General features: G+C 73.4%; 14 protein-coding genes. 5 read left to right on the top strand and 9 right to left on the bottom strand.

The window, feature by feature from the left end; all coding sequences use genetic code 11:
* A partial coding sequence (locus IE278_RS39235; protein ID WP_189779798.1) for an outer membrane protein assembly factor BamB family protein occupies nt 1–1,229 on the top strand: 1,229 nt, incomplete at its 5' end.
* 202 nt (nt 1,230–1,431) lie between these two features.
* Here IE278_RS39235 and IE278_RS39240 read toward each other — a convergent pair.
* The 3 genes from IE278_RS39240 to IE278_RS39250 are packed head-to-tail and all read right to left on the bottom strand — an operon-like array spanning nt 1,432 to nt 3,869.
* Nucleotides 1,432–2,205 (bottom strand): enoyl-CoA hydratase/isomerase family protein, encoded by a 774-nt coding sequence (locus tag IE278_RS39240; RefSeq protein ID WP_246571512.1) that lies wholly within the window; start codon nt 2,203–2,205, stop codon nt 1,432–1,434.
* On the bottom strand, nt 2,202–2,642 hold the full coding sequence (locus IE278_RS39245; RefSeq protein WP_189779799.1) for a Zn-ribbon domain-containing OB-fold protein: 441 nt from the start codon (nt 2,640–2,642) through the stop codon (nt 2,202–2,204). Before IE278_RS39245 ends, IE278_RS39240 begins: the two co-directional genes overlap by 4 nt.
* Before the next feature lie 39 nt (nt 2,643–2,681).
* Nucleotides 2,682–3,869: a lipid-transfer protein gene (locus tag IE278_RS39250; protein WP_189779800.1), complete on the bottom strand. Its 1,188-nt coding sequence runs from the start codon at nt 3,867–3,869 to the stop codon at nt 2,682–2,684.
* A 119-nt stretch (nt 3,870–3,988) separates the two neighbouring features.
* On the opposite strand from IE278_RS39250, the gene IE278_RS39255 reads away from it, so the two are divergent.
* A complete protein-coding gene (locus IE278_RS39255) occupies nt 3,989–5,605 on the top strand; it encodes a FadD3 family acyl-CoA ligase (protein ID WP_246571515.1) in 1,617 nt (538 codons plus the stop codon).
* A gap of 48 nt (nt 5,606–5,653) precedes the next feature.
* Here the strand turns inward: IE278_RS39255 and IE278_RS39260 are convergent, their stop codons facing one another.
* The 3 genes from IE278_RS39260 to IE278_RS39270 are packed head-to-tail and all read right to left on the bottom strand — an operon-like array spanning nt 5,654 to nt 9,304.
* Nucleotides 5,654–8,281 carry an FtsX-like permease family protein gene (locus IE278_RS39260; protein WP_189779802.1) on the bottom strand — a complete coding sequence of 876 codons (2,628 nt, stop codon included), beginning with the start codon at nt 8,279–8,281 and terminating at the stop codon, nt 5,654–5,656.
* A gap of 4 nt (nt 8,282–8,285) precedes the next feature.
* Nucleotides 8,286–9,050 carry an ABC transporter ATP-binding protein gene (locus tag IE278_RS39265; protein ID WP_189779803.1) on the bottom strand — a complete coding sequence of 255 codons (765 nt, stop codon included), beginning with the start codon at nt 9,048–9,050 and terminating at the stop codon, nt 8,286–8,288.
* Nucleotides 9,047–9,304, bottom strand: a complete 258-nt coding sequence (locus tag IE278_RS39270; RefSeq protein ID WP_189779804.1) for a hypothetical protein — start codon at nt 9,302–9,304, stop codon at nt 9,047–9,049. Before IE278_RS39270 ends, IE278_RS39265 begins: the two co-directional genes overlap by 4 nt.
* A 224-nt stretch (nt 9,305–9,528) precedes the next feature.
* On the opposite strand from IE278_RS39270, the gene IE278_RS39275 reads away from it, so the two are divergent.
* From IE278_RS39275 to IE278_RS39285, 3 genes are all read left to right on the top strand, one after another.
* The gene (locus IE278_RS39275; protein WP_189779805.1) at nt 9,529–10,845 is read left to right on the top strand and encodes a sensor histidine kinase; all 1,317 of its coding nucleotides are present in this window, start codon (nt 9,529–9,531) and stop codon (nt 10,843–10,845) included.
* On the top strand, nt 10,833–11,492 hold the full coding sequence (locus IE278_RS39280; RefSeq protein ID WP_189779806.1) for a response regulator: 660 nt from the start codon (nt 10,833–10,835) through the stop codon (nt 11,490–11,492). The genes IE278_RS39275 and IE278_RS39280 overlap by 13 nt, the downstream gene beginning before the upstream one ends.
* A gap of 199 nt (nt 11,493–11,691) precedes the next feature.
* Nucleotides 11,692–12,912, top strand: coding sequence for a serine hydrolase domain-containing protein (locus IE278_RS39285; protein WP_189779807.1), 1,221 nt, complete (start codon nt 11,692–11,694; stop codon nt 12,910–12,912).
* 41 nt (nt 12,913–12,953) lie between these two features.
* Here the strand turns inward: IE278_RS39285 and IE278_RS39290 are convergent, their stop codons facing one another.
* From IE278_RS39290 to afsR, 3 genes are all read right to left on the bottom strand, one after another.
* A complete protein-coding gene (locus tag IE278_RS39290) occupies nt 12,954–13,313 on the bottom strand; it encodes a DUF6247 family protein (protein WP_189779808.1) in 360 nt (119 codons plus the stop codon).
* 153 nt (nt 13,314–13,466) lie between these two features.
* A complete protein-coding gene (locus IE278_RS42725; RefSeq protein ID WP_246571518.1) occupies nt 13,467–13,826 on the bottom strand; it encodes a hypothetical protein in 360 nt (119 codons plus the stop codon).
* 216 nt (nt 13,827–14,042) lie between these two features.
* Nucleotides 14,043–16,997 (bottom strand): SARP-family global regulator AfsR, encoded by a 2,955-nt coding sequence (gene afsR / locus IE278_RS39300; protein ID WP_189779809.1) that lies wholly within the window; start codon nt 16,995–16,997, stop codon nt 14,043–14,045.
* Nucleotides 16,998–17,190 lie beyond the last annotated feature (193 nt).

Genomic DNA, 17,190 nt, shown 5'->3' on the forward strand with positions numbered 1-17,190 from the left:
CGGAGGCCGGACTCGCGGCGGCCTGGTCCCGGTCGCGCCCCGGTGTGAACGGCGCCGAGCCCGTCGCGGCCGTTCCTGCGCCCGCCGGGCCCGACGGGTCCGCCTCCTGGCGGCCGTGGCGCTTCCGGATGTCGAACGACGTGTGGGGGACGCCCGCCGTCGCCGGGGACCTCGTCTACGTCACCTCCTTCGAGGTGCACGCCCTGGACGTGGCCACCGGCCGGCGCCGCTTCAAGACGCGGGACGTCGCCTGGTCGATGGCGGTCGCCGACGGCCGCGTCCACGCCTCCGACGGGCCCACGCTCTTCGCCCTGGACGCCCGCGAGGGCACCGACCTGTGGCGGCTGCCGACCGACGCGTGGGTGTACTCGCTCAAGGCCGACCGCGGCACGGTCGTCACCGGCACGCGCGGCGGTGGCGTACAGGCCTGGGAGGCCGCCAACGGGCAGAAGCTCTGGGAGATCACCGGCGCCCAGACCGACTTCGAGTCGCCGGAGGCGGGTCCCGCCGTCCACGACGGCACGGTCTACGTCTGGAAGGACGCCCGGCTGCGCGCGCTGGAGGCCCGTACGGGGGAGGAGCGCTGGTCGTACCCCATCGGCGACGCGGCCTCCTGCGGCGGTGTGCCCGTGCGGATCACCCAGGCGGACGACGGGTACGTGTACGTGTCGGCCGGGACGCGCGTCCTCGCCATCGATGTCGCCGGCGGGCATGTGCGGTGGCACTTCGAGGCGCCGGCGGTCTTCCTGAGCGCGCCGACGTTCGCGCCGGGGCCGGCCGTCACGGGGGGCGGGGTGTACCTCGCCGACTACCTCGGAACGGTGTACGCGCTCGACGCCACCGACGGGCGTGACCGCTGGCGCATCGCGACCGAGGCGCGGTCCTCGATCGACCCGGTGCTCGTCTCGGCGGGGCATGTCCATGTGGGCAGCGGCAAGGGGCTCTACACGCTGGACGCGGTCACCGGTACGCCGAAGTGGCGCTTCCAGGCGGGCGGGGATCTGGTGGGGGCGCCGGCTGTCGCCGACGGCCGCATCCACTTCGGCTCGACGGACCACCTGTTGTACACGCTGAAGGCGGACGACGGGCGGCTGCGGTGGAAGCTGGCGACCGGTGGGGAGATCACGGGGTCTCCTGTCGTCAAGGACGGGGTGGTGTACGCGTGCAGCAAGGACCGGTGCGTGTACGCGCTCGACGCGGAAAAGGGCACGGGGACGGCGCGTTCCTGAACGGCGTTTCCTGGGCTCCGGACGGGTTGCGCCGTTCCCCGCGCCCCTTGGGGGGTGTTGGGGTGGGGGCTGCTGGTATGCGGGGCGCGCGCTCGGTGCGAGCGTTCGCGCAGTTCCCCGCGCCCCTGAAAGACGAAAAGCCGGGGCGCAGCCCCGCTTTTCAGGGGCGCGGGGAACTGCGCAACCCGTACCCCTCCCGGGTTCAGCGGGTTCTGAAGTTTGGGGGGCGGGTGGTGAACAGGTGGGTCTGGGTGTCGGGGGGCTGGTTGCCCAGGGTGATCAGGTGGGGGGCCTGGGACAGGGCCGCTGTCCGCGTCGCCTCCTGCGCAGACCAGAGCGCGCGGACCGTGCCCTGCACCGCCGCGGGGGGATACGAGGCGATGGTTTCCGCGCAGCGGACCGCCGCCCCCACCGACTCCCCCCGCGCCGTCACCTCCGACACCAGCCCCACCTCGTACGCCCGCCGCGCGGACATCCGTTCGGCCGTGCCCATCAGGGCCATGCGGGCCACCTCCCCGAACGGCGCCCGCTGGGCCAGCAGGACGGACTCGTACGCGCTGACCATGCCGTACGTCGTGTGCGGATCGAAGAACGTGGCCGTCTCGTCCGCGATCACGAAGTCCGCCTCGCCGAGCAGGTAGAACGCCCCGCCACATGCCATCCCGTTCACGGCGGCGATCACCGGCTTCCACAGCCCCGCCGCCTTCGGGCCGATCGCGACGAGCGGATCGTCCAGCATGTACGGCGACCCCGGCTGCGGAATCTCGGCGTCCCGGTCGAGGCCCGTGGAGAAGGCCCGGTCGCCCGCCCCGGTCAGGACCACCACCCGTACGGAGTCGTCGAACCTGAACTCCGCCCAGAGCGCGCTCAGTTCGGCGACCATGGCGAGGTCGATGGCGTTCAGGCGTGCCGGGCGGTCCAGCGTGACCACCGCGACGCCCGTGTCCTTGTCGGTGGTGGTGCGCAGGGAGGTCACGGCCGCTCCAGCGTCCAGCGCGGCAGCCGCGGCCCGTCCCCGTCGGAGTGCCGCGGGAAGGCCACCTGCACCCGTGCGCCGATCCGGATCCGTTCCGCCGCGACCGAGTCGAGCGGCGCGTCCGGGCCGCTGACGAGGTTCCCCACGAGCCGGATGCGCGGCGCCTCCGCCAGCTCGACGACGATCACGTTGTACGGGGCCTGCGCCGCGTAGTCGGGCAGGAGCGGCGGGTGCGGGATCACGTACGACCAGATCCGCCCTCTGCCGCTCATCCTGCGCCACTCGCTGTCGAAGGAGTGGCAGTGCGGGCAGCAGGGCCGGGGCGGGAAGCGCAGTTCCGCGCAGGCGGGCTCGGCGCAGGCCTGGACGCGCAGTTCGCCCCGGGCGGTGTACTCCCAGAAGGGGGCGCCGTCGTCGTCCACGACAGGTGTGAGCATGTGGGCTCCTCGGATGCCTGAGAGGCTTCGGGGTTCGGTTCAGTTCCTCAGGAGCAGGGCCGAGGTCGGGACCCCCTCGCCCGCCGTGACCAGGCAGGTCGCCGCGCCCGGCACCTGCGCCGTGCTGGTTCCCCTGAGCTGCTTCACGCCCTCGTTGATGAGGTTGAAGCCATGGACGTACGCCTCCGAGAGTCCGCCGCCGCTCGTGTTCAGCGGCAGCCGTCCGCCGATCTCCAGGGCGCCCCCTTCGGTGAACGCGCCGCCCTCGCCCCGGCCGCAGAAGCCGTAGCCCTCCAGGGAGAGCGGGATGAGGGGGGTGAACGCGTCGTAGATCTGGGCGACGTCCACGTCCTCCGGGGTGAAGTCGGCGTGTTTCCACAGGTGCCGGGCGGCCGTCCAGGCGGGTCCTGTCAGCGGGTCGTCGTTCCAGTAGTTGACCATTCCGTGGTGCTGGGCGGGCAGGCCCTGGGCGGCCGAGTGCACGTACACGGGCCGGCGGCGGCAGTCGCGGGCGCGTTCCGCGGAGACGACCACGCAGGCCAACGCCCCGTCCGTCTCCAGGCAGTTGTCGAAGAGGCAGAGCGGCTCGCTGATCCAGCGGGAGGTCATATACATGTCCCGGGTCAGCGGGCGTTCGTACATCATCGCGGCGGGGTTCTGGTTGGCCCGGTTGCGGCAGGCGAGGGCGACGTTGAAGAGGTGGTCGCGTCTGGCCCCGTACTCGTGCAGATAGCGGCGGGTGAGCATGGCTATCTCGTCGGCGGGGCGCAGGAGGCCGAAGGGGCGGGTCCACTGGGCGGGCGTGGGGAGTTGGACGGTGGTGTTCTTCCACGGGCGGGGTCCGCTGCCGCGTTTGCGGGAGCGCCAGGCGACGCCGACCGTCGCCTGGCCGGTGGCCACCGCGGACGCCAGATGCGCGACGGTGGCGCACGAACCGCCGCCCCCGAAGCCGACCTTGCTGAAGAAGCTGAGGTCACCGAAGCCGACGGCCTTGGCGACCTCGACCTCGTCGGTCTCCTCCATGGTGTAGGAGGCCAGCGCGTCGACCTCGGCCGGTGAGATGCCCGCGTCGTCGAGGGCGGCGAGGATCGCCCGGCACGCCAAGGTCTTCTCGCTTTCCGGGAGTTGCCTGGCGAAGGGTGTCTGTCCGATGCCGACGACAGCGGTCGCGTCCTTGAGTCCCGCCGTCCCCGAGCCCACCCTCGCGCCTGCCCCTGTCCGTGCCATGGACGCACCTCCACCCCGGTCCACGAATGCTGACAGGGCGTCAGGCTACAGCTAATCTGACGGGTAGTCAGCTAGCGGTCGGCCGGGCAGCCGACCGTGCGGTGGAGGGGAGGCCCGCTGTGCGCGGTGACGTGGAGTGGGGGACGATCCCGGGACTCGTACGGGCGGCGGCCGAGCGGTACGCGGACGTGGAGGCGGTCGTCGAGGGCCGTACCCGCATCACGTACGCGCAGCTGGGCGCCCGGGTGGAACGCGCGGCGGCGGCCTGCGTCGCGAACGGTGTGGCGCCCGGCGACCGGGTGGCCATCTGGGCGCCCAACACCCTGGACTGGATGGTGTCCGCCCTCGGCGCGGTGTCGGCGGGCGCGGTCCTCGTCCCGCTGAACACCCGCTTCAAGGGCACGGAAGCCGCCTACGTACTGGCCCGCAGCCGGACGAAACTGCTGTTCGTGACGGGCACGTTCCTGGGGACCTCGTACGTGGCCTCCCTGCGACGGGCCTGCGCCGAGTCCGAGGAGCCGGGCGACGCGGGCCGTGGCGCGGGCCCGCTGCCGGGGCTCCCGCATCTGGAACAGGTGGTCGTCCTGTCCGACGACGCCCCCGCAGAGTTCCGTACCTGGAAGGACTTCCTGGCGAGCGGCGACGGGGTGGGGGAGGACGAGGCACGGGCCTCGGCGCTCGACCCGTCGGCCCCCTCGGACATCATCTTCACCTCCGGCACCACCGGCCGCCCCAAGGGCGCCGTGATCACCCACGCGCAGACCCTGCGGGCGTACGACGTCTGGTGCGAACTGGCCGGTCTGCGCGAGGGCGACCGCTATCTGATCGTGAACCCCTTCTTCCACACCTTCGGCTACAAGGCGGGCGTGATCGCCTGTCTGATGCGGGGCGCGACGATGATCCCGCAGCCGGTGTTCGACGTGGACACGGTCCTGGCGAACATCGCCTCGGAACGCATCTCGGTGCTCCCCGGCCCGCCCACCCTCCACCAGTCCCTCCTGGACCACCCGAACCGTGACGCGTACGACCTCTCGGCCCTGCGCCTGGTGGTGACGGGTGCGGCGGTCGTACCGCTGCTGCTGGTGGAGCGGTTGCGGGCGGAGCTGGGCGTGGGCACGGTCCTCACCGCCTACGGGCTCTCCGAGGCGAGCGGGATCGTCACGATGTGCCGCCGCGGCGACGAGCCGGACGTGATCGCGTCCACGTCCGGCCGCGCGATCCCCGGCACGGAGGTGAAGGTGGTGGCCGCCGGGGGCCGGACGGTCGCCCCGGGCACCCCGGGCGAGGTCCTCGTCCGCGGCTTCAACGTCATGCGCGGCTACTACGAGGACGACCGGGCCACCGCGGAGGCGATGACCCCGGACGGCTGGCTCCGCACGGGCGACATCGGCGTCCTGGACGAGGCGGGCAACCTCCGGATCACCGACCGCATCAAGGACATGTTCATCGTCGGCGGCTTCAACGCGTACCCGGCGGAGGTGGAGCAGCTCCTGGGCCTGCACCCGGACGTCGCGGACGTGGCCGTGATCGGAGTCCCGGACGCCCGGCTCGGCGAGGTCGGCAAGGCGTACGTCGTGCGGCGGCCGGACGTGGCACTCACCGGCGACGACCTGATCGCCTGGGCGCGCCGCGAGATGGCCAACTACAAGGTGCCGAGGACGGTGGAGTTCGTCGGCGAGCTGCCGCGGAACGCGAGCGGGAAGGTCGTGAAGGGGGAACTGCGCAAGCGGCGTTGAGGGGCCCCGCCCTGTCCCGGCGAGACCCCCCTCGGCGTTCCGCGCCGGCTACTCGCGGGCGGACAGCGCGTGGGCCGGGGCCGTGCGCAGGGCCTGCCGGGTGGGGAGTTCGACCGTGACGAAGGCCGTGCAGATCACGGTCAGCGCGACCGCCGGCAGCAGCCACACCGGGCCCGCGGGCCACGGCCGGTCCAGGAACCCGACGCCGAGCAGCACGAGCGGGACCACGGACAGCAGCACACCGGTGGCGACCGCGGCGACCCCGATCACCGCTGCCTCGCGGCGCATCATCGCGAGGATCTGGCGCGGGGTGGTGCCGTTGAGGCGGAGCGTGGCGATCTCGTTGCGCCGCTGGGCGGTCGTGGCGACCAGCTTGTTGGCGATGGACAGGAGGAGGTAGCCGAGGAGTACGACGATGGTGGCGAGGTTGATCCAGACCGTCGCCGGCGCGTCGCTCAGGCTGTCGCCCGATCCGGTGTCGGTGGGCTCAAGGACCAGACCGGGGCGGGACGCGGCCAGTTCGGTGAGCTCGCGCAGCGCGGCGTCGGTGCCGTCGGTGCGTACGAGGACCCTCTGGTCGAGGCCGGCGGTGGTGTGCCCCTCGGCGAGGTCGTGGGAGACGGCGACCGGGCCGAAGCCGAGGCCGCGGTCGTAGACGGCGACGACCTCGGGACTGACCCGGCTGCCGTCCCCGAGGACCAGGTCGATCCGCTTGCCGACGCCGGCGTCGCGGGAGCGGGCGACCTCGCTGTCGACGGCGACCGTGTCACCGGTGAGGCGGGCCAGGCTGCCGTCCCGTACGCCGAGGTCCAGGACGTCGGGCGCGGCCGGGGTCAGGATCATCGCGGAGGCGGCCTCGACCTCCGGTTCGCCGAACATCTCGTACTCCCACACGACTGTGGTGTCGCTGACCGGGGCCGCCGCCCGTACGCCGTCGGTCCTCGTTACGTCGGCCAGGACGCCGGCGGGCACCCCGCCGAGCCCCGGTGCGCTCAGGCTCCGCTGGGCGAGGGTGCCGGTGCGGTTGTCCTGCGCGGTGGCGCTCATGACGGTCGTCTGGGCCAGCGTGTAGGTCAGCACGAACACCACCGCCATGGCGAGGGCGCTGACGACCCCCGAGAGCCGCAGGGCGTACCCGCGGATGTTCGCCACGGCGAGCCAGGTCGGGGCCGACACCCCGGGCCGCAGCCGCCGGGCCGCCGTGTCACCGATGCCCCGGACCAGGGCCGGTCCCGCCAGCGCCAGGCCGATCGCGCCGATGATCCCGGCCATGGAGGTGGCCGCCGCGCCGAGGACCGTCCGGCTGAGCAGCGGCACCGCCGAGAGGGTCATGGCGGCGACGATCAGCAGCAGACCGGCGCGGATCCGGATCTTCGACGGGGTACGGGGTTCGCTGCGCGACTCGGCGACCGCCTCGGTGGCCGGCAGCCGCGAGGTGCGCCACGCGGCGCTCCGGGCGGACACCTGGACGGCGAGCCCGAGCAGGAGGACGGTGGCGAGCGCGGGCAGGGGGCTGTAGGTGAGCGGCAGCCCTGCGGGGATCACCTCGCGGTCGACGAGCATCCGCCGGAACTGACCGGCCAGCAGATAGCCGAGGCCCACGCCGGGCACGACCGCCACGGCGGCGATGATCGAGGCCTGCGCGGCCGCGAGTCGTCTGATCTGCCGGGGAGTCGCGCCGACGGCCCGCATCAGGGCGAGGTCGCGGCGCTGGCCGCCGATCGACACGGCGAGGGCGCTCGCCATCACGAATCCGATGACCATCATGATGATCCCGGAGAGCGAACCGGCGAGCAGGATCAGCAGCGAACGGGCCGCGCCCGCGCCCGGGGAGGCGATGTCACCGCGGCCGGAGCCGGTGGAGACGATCACGTCGGCGCCCGCTCCGCCGGAAGCGGCCTTGCCGGCGTCCTCGATCGTCTCGCGGGCCGCGGCGGCCACCGACTCCTCGGCGCCGGGCTCGGTGCGCAGACCGACCAGGTCCACGGTTCCGGTGCGCCCGCCCGTGGTGGCGCCACCGGTTCCTTCGCTGCTGCCGCTGCCGTCGTTTCCTTCGCCGCCGCCCCGGCCGGACAGTCGTGCGGCCGTCCGGTCGGCGAAGAGGATGCCCGCGCCCGGGGCGTCGACCACCGCCGTGACGCGGTACGTGGCGGCGGACCGGCCGGCCGCGACGACCTCGACCCGGTCGCCGGCCCGCACACCCGCGGCCTCGGCCGTCGCGCTGTCGAGCGCCACCTCGGCGGCGCCGGCCGGTGCGGCACCGCTGACCTTCGGGTCCGTGAGCAGCTTCGTCGACGACCAGCCGTGCCCGGCCGCCTGCGGCTCCTCGACGGGGACGACGCGGCCGTCGGTGTCGAGCACGGCGGCCGGGAAGCCGACATCGCCGACCGCGGCGGTGACGCCGGGCAGTGCGGCGAGCCGGTCCACCAGCGCGGCCGGGACCGTGCCACGCTCCGGGAGGGCGATCGGCAGGTCCCCGGCCGGACGGAAGCTCTGGTCGCTGGAGACCACGACATCGGCTCCGGCGAGCCGGCCCGCCGGCAGCTGGGAGCGGAGGCCGGACTCGGCCAGTACCCCCGTGCCGGTGATCAGTGCCGCTCCGCCGAGCACCGCGCACGCCACCGCCAGCAGGGCGGTGATGCGGTGTCCTGCCATACGGACCGCGAGATGCAGCATGGTTCTAGACCTCTCCCAGCTTGACGAGACGGTCGGCCAGTTCGGGGGCGGTGGGCCGGTACAGGCGCTCGACCACCCGGCCGTCGGCCATCACCACCGCGTGGTGGGCCTGGGCGGCGGCGGCCGGGTCGTGGGTGACCATCACCACCGTCTGGCGCAGCTCGTCGACCAGTTCGCGCAGCAGGCCCAGCACCTCGTGGGCGCTGCGCAGATCGAGGGCGCCGGTCGGCTCGTCGGCGAACACCACGGCGGGCTTCGCCACCAGGGCCCGTACGATCGCGGCCCGTTGCTGCTGGCCGCCGGAGAGCTCGGCGGGCCGGTGCGACATCCGGTCGGCGAGACCGACCCGCTCGACCAGCGTCCGCACCCACTCCCGGTCCGGGGCGCGCCCCGCCAGCCGCAGCGGCAGCGTGATGTTGTCGGCGACGCTGAGGGCGGGGACCAGGTTGTAGGACTGGAACACGAAACCGATGTGCTCGCGGCGCAGTTCGGTGCGGCGGGTCTCGTTCAGTCCGCTGATCTCGCGCTCGCCGACGCGGATGCTTCCCGAGGTGGGGGAGTCGAGGCCGGCGGCGCAGTGCATCAGCGTGCTCTTGCCCGAGCCCGAGGGCCCCATGACGGCGAGGAACGTGCCGTGCTCGACGCTCAGCGACACGTCGTCGAGGGCGCGGACGCCTCCCGGGTACGTCTTGCTGACGTTCGCCAGCTCGATGGCCGGCGCGGGCGGTGCCGCCATCGGGTGGCCGGCTCCCGCGAGGACCCCGCTCATCGCCGGCCCCGCAGGTGACGGACGACGAGCACCGACGCGCTGAGCCCGGTGACCGCGCCGCACACCAGGTGGACCTGGGTGGAGGCGGTGCTGTACGAGGCCACCATGTTGCCGACGGTGCTGATGACCAGCACCAGCCACAGGGCCGTACGCGCGAAGCCGTCCCAGGTGACGCCTTCCCGGGGGGTGTCCGGCCGCGCGGGGTCCGTGTTCCCCGCGAGGCCGTCGAGGCGGTAGGGGTCCGTCGTCGTCATGGCTGTCCCTCTTCGGAGTCTTCGGGTTCGTCGGACCCTGCGCGGTTCCCGCCGCGGGTCTCGCTGTCGTGCCTCGAAACTACGGATCGGGACCAGGGCCGGCCGAGCCCGCCAGCAGCCCGAGTGGGGGTACAGCAGGCTGTACCTCTACGCTCCTGCCACGGCCGTGAACCGGTCGCCCGCACAGGGCTTTCGGTGAGCGGGAAACGGGAGAGGAGGGGCGGATGCCGACCTCGGACCGGCATGACGTACCCGATGAGGGGGGTGGCGGCAGGCCCGGCATCCGGGCCACCGCGGTCCGCGCCGCCGGTGCGGCCGTCGCCGCCCTGGAACAACTCGTCGGCGGACTCGGCACCGCGCTGATGGCGCTGCTCGTACTGGTCTGGGCGGCCGTGACCGCCGTGACGTCCCTGGTGGGCGTCGGCCTGCTGATGGCGCCGCTCGTCCTGCGGGCCCTGCACTCGCTCGCGGGCCGCGAACGCGACCGGCTCGGCCGCTGGGGACCCGAGGTCATGGGCCCGGACCCGGCGCCGACCGCGGTACGGCTCGCCCTCGTCGACCCCACCACGCGGCGGGAGCTGCGCTGGCTGGCCCGCCACGCCACACTCGGCCTGCTCCTCGGTCTCGGCGGCCTGCTGCTGCCGCTGCTGGCCCTGCGCGACACGCTCTTCCCGCTGTACTGGCGGCTGCTGCCGGAGGGCGCGACCAGCACGTCCCTGGGGATAGGGGTCGCGGAGACCTGGGCCGACGCGACCGCCGCCGCCCTCCTCGGCCTCGGCTGGACCGCCATCATCCTGGGCCTCAGCCCCGGCATGGCGCGCCTCCAGAGCAGGCCGGGACGGCTCCTCCTGGCGGCCGGGCCCGACACGGACCTGTCCCTGCGCGTCGCGGAACTCACCGCCACGCGGGCCGCCGCCCTGGACGCCCACGCCACCGAACTGCGGCGCATCGAGCGCTCGTTGCACGACGGCACGCAGAACCGGCTCGTCACCGTCACCGTGCTCCTGGGCGCCGCGCGCCGCATGGTGGCCCGCGATCCGGCGGGCGCCGAGGAACTCCTCGAACGCGCCCAGAGCGCCGCCGAACAGGCCCTCGCCGAACTGCGGTCGGTGGCCCGGGGCATCCTGCCGCCCGTACTGGCCGACCGGGGGCTCGCCGGCGCGCTCACCGGACTCGCCGCGAGCTGCCCGGTGCCCTGCCGGATCGACGTGGAAGCGCCCGAGCGGTGCGCCGCGTCCGTGGAGGCGACCGCCTACTTCGTGGTCGCCGAGGCGCTCACGAACATCGCCAAGCACAGCGGGGCGCGGCAGGCGGCCGTCACGGTCCGCAGCCGGGGCGGCCGGCTGCTGCTCGACATCACCGACGACGGCCGGGGCGGGGCCGGGGCCCCCTCCCAGGCTGTTGGCTCCGGGGGAGAGAAGGGCGGCACCGGGCTCACCGGCATCCGCAACCGGATCGCCGCCCACGACGGCACCCTCGAACTGGCCAGCCCGCCCGGTGGCCCGACGACTCTGAAGGTGGAACTGCCATGCGGATTGTGATCGCCGAGGACGACGCGCTGCTGCGGGAGGGGCTCGCGCTCCTGCTGCGCGCGGAAGGCCTCGACGTGGTGGGAACGGCCGGTACCGGGGACGGCGTCCTGGAGGCCATCGACACCCACAAGCCGGACGTCGCCATCCTCGACGTACGGATGCCGCCGACGCACACCGACGAGGGGATCGTCGCCGCCGTCGAGGCCCGGCGCCGCATGCCCGACCTGGCGGTGCTCGTGCTGTCGGCGTACGTCGAGCAGTCGTTCGCCACGGAACTGCTCGCCGGCGGGGTCACCGGGCTCGGCTATCTGCTCAAGGAGCGGGTCGGGCGGGTCGAGGAGTTCCTGGACGCGCTGCACCGGGTGGCGGCCGGGGGCACGGCCATCGACCCGGAGGTCGTCGCGCAGCTCTTCACCCGCAGCCGCCAGGACACCCGTCTGGAGCGGCTCAGTCCGCGCGAGCGCGACGTACTCGCGCTGATGGCGGAGGGCCTGGGCAACGGCGCCATCGCCGAACGGCTCGTCGTCACGGAGGGCGCCGTCCACAAGCACATCCGCAGCATCTTCGCCAAGCTCGACCTGTCACCCGCCGACCAGGTGGACCGCCGGGTCGCGGCGGTCCTGAGATACCTGGACGACGCCAGACGCCGCGCCTGACGAACCCTCACCCGGCCTCGCACGCCCCGTCGTCGTACGAGGTCGGGGCCGGGCCCGTACAGCAGGCACCACCCGGGTGGGGGTGGAAGCCCCCCTTCCGATCGACCTGCCTGCTTGATCGTGACGCACAGCCGGAGTTCCTAGCGTGGTCGTCACACCGCACCGACGGCCCGACCGACACGCGAGGAGCCCGCGACCCATGAAGACCACGACCACCTCCCGAGTGCTGGCCACGACACTGGTGACCGCGCTGGCCGGTATCGGCCTCACCCTGCCCGCCGCGGGCGCGACCGGTTCCGCGCTCGAACCCGCGGTGCCCCCCGCGCACGGCATCTCGCACGGCGCCTCGCAGGGCACCTCGCACAGCAGGGAGCTGCAGGCGGACGTGGACGCGATCATGAAGACCGGGACGGTGGCGGTGGTCGCCCGGTCGACGGGACCGCGAGGCTCCCGCACCGCCACCGCCGGCGTGGCCGAGACGGTCACCGGCGAGGCCGCGCGTCCCGGCGACCGGTTCCGGATCGCCAGCGCCAGCAAGACGTTCGTCGCCACGGTGGTGCTCCAACTCGTCGGCGAGGGACGCCTGTCGCTGGACGACACCTTGGAGGACTGGCTGCCCGGAGTCGTCTCCGGCCACGGCAACGACGGCGGCGCGATCACCGTACGGCAGCTGCTCCAGCACACCAGCGGACTGTTCGACTACACGGGGGACTTCCCCGCGCTCACCGGCAAGGCCGCCTACGAGGCGGGCCGCTACACCACGTGGACACCCGAGCAGCTGGTCGGCATCGCGATGAAGCACGCCCCGGCGTTCGCGCCCGGTGACGGGTGGAGCTACTCCAACACCAACTACATCCTCGCCGGGATGATCATCGAGAAGGCGACCGGGCGCACGTGGCAGCAGGAGGTCACCGCGCGCGTCATCCGCCCGCTGGGTCTGCGCCACACCCTCGCGCCGACGACGGACTCCCGGATTCCGGGGCGCCATCTGCACGGCTACTCCAGCTTCGGGGAGGCGGGGGAGCCGCTCGACGCCACCGAGTTCAACCCCTCGGCGGCCGGTGCGGCGGGCGCGATGATCAGTACGACGGCCGATCTGACGCGCTTCTACCAGGCGCTCCTCGGCGGGCGGCTGCTGCGCCCGGCGGAACTGGCGGCGATGAAGACGACCGTACGGGCCCCGGAGCTGGACCCCGGCTGGGGCGGCGCCCGCTACGGCCTCGGCCTGATGGAGATCCCGCTGTCCTGCGGCGGCTCGTACTACAGCCACGGCGGCGACATCCCCGGCTACACCACCCGGGACGGCGTCAGCGCCGACGGCCGCCGCACGGTGGTCCTGAACGCGACAGGTGACGGCTCCGACGACTCCACCACCCAGCAAACGGAGAACACGCTGATCGACAACGAACTCTGCGAGTAACTCCGGTCAGCGGCGCGGGGAACGGCGCGCTCAGGGGGCGCTCAGCCCCGCCCCAGTGACTCCCGCGCAGCGGCCCGCAACGCGTGGATCTCGTCCCGGGCCCCCCGTCGCGCAGGCGCACCGCGCCCCACGGCCCCCACCGTGTGCTCGGCCTTGCGCAGCCGCGCGGCCGTGGACGGAAATCGCACGATCTCCACGGTGACGGCCCAGGTGTCGAGAAGCTGGATGATCGGCCCGAGGCTGCCGGTGCGCGCGGCGACCGCGATCGCCCCGTCCGTCTCCCGCTCCAACTCGGCGAGCCGGTGCGGGGCAACCCGGATGACGGCCGCGCGAAGCGCGCCGGGTGTCCGTTCCGGCCGCGGAACCAACGGTCTGCCGAACTCGACGGGTTGCGCTGTCATCGTGCTGCGCACAGTACGGCGTACGGGCGTCCACCGCGAGGGGCGGGACCTCCCGGCAGCGACTTCCGGCCGAAACCCGCGCCCGGACAGACCTCGGCCGCGGTGGCTCCCCCTCCGCGCCACCGCGGCCGACCCCCGTTGGGAGAAAGGTCTTCAGTTGTCCAGCCCGAGCGACGGCGGCGTCGGCATCGGGTTGTCCAGCGTCGTGACGCCACCCTTGGCGGGTTCGCTCGGCATCGGGTTGTCCAGCGTCACGACGTCCCCGTCCTTCGGCGGCGCCGGCATGGGGTTGTCCATCGCGGTGAGGTCGGGTCCGGCCGGCGGCGTGGGCATCGGGTTGTCCATCGCGGTGAGGTCGGGTCCGGCCGGCGGCGTGGGCATCGGGTTGTCCATCGCGGTGAGGTCAGGTCCGGCCGGCGGCGTCGGCATCGGGTTGTCCAGCGTCGTGATGGCCTCGTCCTTGACCGAGTCGTCCGGCAGAGCCCCGGCCGTGTCCTTCTTCTTGTCGCTCATGGGTTGACTCCCTCTGAAGGTGTTGACAAGTGAAGAACGCCCGTCCAGAGACTCCCCCGAGGGCCGCTGGACGGGCGTTCGGAGCCGCACACTAGCCGGTTGGGCTCCTGGTCAGACCGTCTGCCCCCCGACGCGACGGTGTGACAGATAGAGAGTGACGCGCGGAGATAAACGAATGCTGAACGTCTGCATCCGCCCTGGTGGGCGGCCCGTCGATCACGCCGCGGCGGCGGGTGTGAGCAGGGCGCGCACCTCGGCGGCCTCCTCGGCGCCACTCTGTTCGTAGAGGTTGAGGGCCTCTCTCCAGCAGGCCGTGGCCCGGTCCACCTGGCCCAGGACCGAGAGGGCCCGCCCCAGCAGCGTCAGGACGTTGCCCCGCATACGGTCACCGCCGATGCACCTGAGTGCGAGCGCCTGTTCGGCATGCTGCGCCGCCTGTGCGGGACGGTGGGCGGCCAGGTGCACCTCGGCGATACGGAAGTGCGTGGTCCCCTCCCAGAGCCGCTGCCGGTGGTCCCCGAGGATGCCGAGGGCCTCGGAGAAGTGGCCGAGGGCCTCGGAGTGCCGCCCGGCCATGTGCAACGCGATACCCACCGCGTAGTGGCCGTTGGCGAGGCGTACCGTCCGGCCGAACTCGGCGTGGATCGAGACGCCGCGCTGGGCGATCTCCACGGCCTTGGTGATGTTGCCCATGCCCAGGTGGGCGCGTGAGAGGTTGCACAGGCTGGTCGCTTCGAACGGTCGGTTGTCGGCCGCCTGCAGAAGCCCTATGGCCTGGTCGAAGAACTCCTTGCCGTCCGCGGGCCGGCCCTGGTGCAGGCAGATGAGTCCCCGGTTGTTGGCGACCCAGCTGATCGCGGTGGTGTCCTGCGCGGCGCCCGCGAGTGCCATGGCGCGTCGGGCCTCGTCCTCCGCCTGCTGGATGCGGCCGGAGACCAGGAGGACGTCGGTGAGGATCGTCCGCGCCCGTCCTTCCGCCCGGTCGTCGCCCGCGGCCCGCGTGGCGTCGCACATCGCCCGGGCCGTCGTCTCGTACTGGTGCGAGTTGGCCCCGGACTCCGTGAGGTCCTTCGCGGCCCACAGAAGATCCACCGCCCGCCGCAGCAGCGCCGTACCGGCCGACTGCCGTACGCAGGCCAGCAGCGGGGCGGCCTCCGTGTACAGCCAGTCCAGGGCCGCGCTGCCGTCCGCGAAGGTCAGGCCCGGGTACTGCGTCGTCTCCAGGTGGTCGACCAGGCGGTCGCCGGGGCGCTCGATGGCGTAGACGCCGGCGGCCGTGGCGAGGTAGAAGTCGAGCAGGCGCGACATCGCGGCGGCCCGCTCGCCCGGCGGCTGTTCGTCGCGTTCGGCGCAGGCACGCGCGTAGAGCCGGACCAGGTCGTGGTAGCGGTAACGGCCGGGCGCCGCCGACTCCAGCAGCGAGGTGTCGACGAGGGACTCCAGGAGTTCCTCCGTGTCGTCGGCGGGCAGGTCGAGGACCGCCGCGGCGGCGGCGAGGGACATGTCGGGACCGTCCGCGAGGCCCAGCAGCCGGAAGGCGCGGGCCTGGGCCGACTCCAGCTGCCCGTAGCCCAGTTCGAAGGTGGCCTTCACGGCGAGGTCGCCGGCCTGGAGCTCGTCCAGGCGCCGCCGCTCGTCCGCGAGCTTCGCCGCGAGGACCGAGACGGTCCAGGTGCGCCGCGCCGCCAGCCGGGAGGCGGCGATCCGGATGGCCAGCGGCAGGAACCCGCAGGCCGCCACCACGTCCAGCGCCGACTGCCGCTCCGACGCGACGCGCTCCTCGCCCACGATCTTCGTGAAGAGCTGGAGCGCCTCCTCGGGCGACATCACGTCGAGGTCGACCAGGTGCGCGCCGGCCAGATCGACCATCCGCACCCGCGAGGTGACCAGCGCGGCACACCCCGCCGTGCCGGGCAGCAGGGGCCGGACCTGGGCCGCGTCCCGCGCGTTGTCGAGGAGGACCAGGACCCGGCGGCCGTCGAGCACCGAGCGGTACAGGGCCGCCCGCTCCTCCAGGGAGTCCGGGATGGACGAGTCAGGGGTGCCGAGGGCGCGCAGGAAGGCGCCCAGTACGGCCTCGGGCGCCGCGGCCCGCGCGCCCGCGCCCTGGAGGTCCACGTACAGCTGTCCGTCCGGGAAGGCCCCTCGTGACGAGTGTGCGACGTGGACGGCGAGCGTCGTCTTGCCGACGCCGCCGATGCCGGCCAGCGCGGAGACGGCCATCACGCGGCCCTCGGCGCTCGCGAGGACCTCGCACAGTTCGGAGACGAAGGACGTACGGCCGGTGAAGTCCGGCACGGTGGCCGGCAGTTGGGCCGGGCGCACCGGGGCGGCGGCGGTCTCCGGGGCCAGTGGCGCCGAGGGTTCGGCGAGGCCGGGGTCGGCCTGGAGGATGCGCTGCTGGAGTTCCTGGAGGTCCGGGCTCGGGTCCACGCCCAGTTCGTCGGCCAGCAGCCGCCGGGTGTCGGCGTACGCGGCCAGGGCCTCGGCCTGCCGGCCGGAGCGGTACAGCGCCAGCATCAGCAGCGCGCGCAGCCGCTCCCGCAGGGGGTGCGCCGCGGTGAGCGCGGTGAGTTCCGAGACCGCCTCGGCGTGGCAGCCCTGTTCGAGGTCCATGTCCAGGCGGGACTCGGTGAGCTGGAGCTTCCACTCCTGCAGCCGGGCGCGCTGGGTCTCCGCGTACGGGCCGGGGACGCTCGCCAGCACCTCGCCGTCCCACATGCTCAGCGCCTTGTTGAGCAGGGCGCGCGCATGGCAGAGGTCGCCCCGGCTCTTCGCCTTCTCCGCGTCGGCCGCCAGCTCCTGTGCCAGGGCGAGGTCGAGGGTGGCGCCGCCGCCGGAGGTGTCGGTGAGCCGGATCGCGTACCCGCCGGACTCGCTGACCAGGACGCCGGGGGAGAGGATCTTGCGCAGGCGCGAGGCGTACGTGCGGACGGCCGCCAGGGCCTGGGACGGCGGGTCGTCGCCCCACAGGGCGTCGATCAGCTCACCGGACGTCGCCGTGCGGCCCTCGCGGAGCAGCAGGGCGGCCAGCAGGGCGCGTTGCTGTGGGGACCCCGTGGGCAGCGCCTGTCCCCCGCGCCAGGCGCGCACCGGGCCGAGCACGCTGAAGCGCAGGGCCACCGATTCCTCGGGATCCCACTGCTCCGGTACTCGCGGTACACCGTCCATCGCTGTCCCCCTGCCGAACCGTCATGACAACCAGGCCAGTTTGCCTTGTTCATGGCGGATGCGTCAGCCGTGGGAGACACCGATCACAGGCCGCCATGCCAGATTCACGCAAGCCCTCACAGGGCCCACACCCCCTCCTCGCAACCGTGCGGCCCGTTCCCCGCATTCCGGAGATCGCCTCCCACTAGCTGAC

The organism is Streptomyces tauricus, from assembly GCF_014650955.1.
Lineage (GTDB): Bacteria > Actinomycetota > Actinomycetes > Streptomycetales > Streptomycetaceae > Streptomyces > Streptomyces tauricus.

Excerpts from the sequence above, each read along its gene's own strand:
- IE278_RS39245 (WP_189779799.1), bottom strand. The coding sequence starts at position 2,642 with ATGCTCACACCTGTCGTGGACGACGACGGCGCCCCCTTCTGGGAGTAC.
- IE278_RS39250 (WP_189779800.1), bottom strand. The coding sequence starts at position 3,869 with ATGGCACGGACAGGGGCAGGCGCGAGGGTGGGCTCGGGGACGGCGGGA.
- IE278_RS39260 (WP_189779802.1), bottom strand. The coding sequence starts at position 8,281 with ATGCTGCATCTCGCGGTCCGTATGGCAGGACACCGCATCACCGCCCTG.
- IE278_RS39265 (WP_189779803.1), bottom strand. The coding sequence starts at position 9,050 with ATGAGCGGGGTCCTCGCGGGAGCCGGCCACCCGATGGCGGCACCGCCC.
- IE278_RS39270 (WP_189779804.1), bottom strand. The coding sequence starts at position 9,304 with ATGACGACGACGGACCCCTACCGCCTCGACGGCCTCGCGGGGAACACG.
- IE278_RS39275 (WP_189779805.1), top strand. The coding sequence starts at position 9,529 with ATGCCGACCTCGGACCGGCATGACGTACCCGATGAGGGGGGTGGCGGC.
- IE278_RS39280 (WP_189779806.1), top strand. The coding sequence starts at position 10,833 with ATGCGGATTGTGATCGCCGAGGACGACGCGCTGCTGCGGGAGGGGCTC.
- IE278_RS39285 (WP_189779807.1), top strand. The coding sequence starts at position 11,692 with ATGAAGACCACGACCACCTCCCGAGTGCTGGCCACGACACTGGTGACC.
- IE278_RS39290 (WP_189779808.1), bottom strand. The coding sequence starts at position 13,313 with ATGACAGCGCAACCCGTCGAGTTCGGCAGACCGTTGGTTCCGCGGCCG.
- IE278_RS42725 (WP_246571518.1), bottom strand. The coding sequence starts at position 13,826 with ATGAGCGACAAGAAGAAGGACACGGCCGGGGCTCTGCCGGACGACTCG.
- afsR (WP_189779809.1), bottom strand. The coding sequence starts at position 16,997 with ATGGACGGTGTACCGCGAGTACCGGAGCAGTGGGATCCCGAGGAATCG.